The sequence below is a fragment of the Pedobacter sp. JCM 36344 genome, from assembly GCF_046546555.1.
GTDB lineage: Bacteria > Bacteroidota > Bacteroidia > Sphingobacteriales > Sphingobacteriaceae > Pedobacter.
On the sequence record NZ_JBKHKK010000050.1, the window covers coordinates 1 to 736 of the forward strand.

At 44.3% G+C, this 736-nt stretch carries 1 protein-coding gene; it reads right to left on the reverse strand.

The window, feature by feature from the left end; translation table 11 throughout:
- Nucleotides 1-273: 273 nt before the first annotated feature.
- Nucleotides 274-736, reverse strand: a 463-nt coding sequence (locus ACHFIZ_RS17935; protein WP_410888349.1) for a DUF6266 family protein, incomplete at its 5' end; no start/stop codon positions are given.

Here is a 736-nt window from a genome sequence, read left to right on the forward strand (position 1 = left end):
AACAAGCAGCCAGATACTCGGATCAAGTACACCTATGGAGAGATCTCCCGATTGTACTGCTCTGTGGAGGGTAAACCAGGACAAAATCAAGATCACACCGACCAGATATTTTTCCATTCCTCTCCAGGACAGCCCCTCTTTCGGGGCCATTAACTTTAATATTTTCATTGTTTTTAGAATTAAAAGGTGAGGTTAAATAAGCATGGCGGTTCCCATATGGCAACGCGCCATGCTCATCGATTACAGGCTACTATTTAAAGAGCCTTCCAAAATTTAAACTACTGTTACAGGACCTTTGTGCTGACTGGTGCTGCATTCTTTCCCATCTACACTGGTTACCATTGCATAGCACTGTACCACATTACCAACAAACTCCGCAGGAACAGATAAGGTATAGGTAAGGGCAGATCGCGGTACTACTTTCAACACCTGAACGTATTTAAACAAGGTTTCGCAATAGACCATAAACGTTACCAGATCTGTAGGTTTCCCGTATTCCATCGCTACATTTGCCTCCCAGGCAAATACAAGCTCCCCGTCTGTAGAAGATGTTACACCCAAATCGATCAGGTCTTCCAGATCACCTACGCTGATGATCACCTTTGGATAGTTCATCTGAACCATTGGTGCATTACCAAGTACAGCCGACTTCAAGTGGTAAGAAGTAGCCGCGTTCATCGGCGTAATTCCCTTGTTGAACCGCTGATAACCAATGTTGATCAGCCCTTTAATGTGA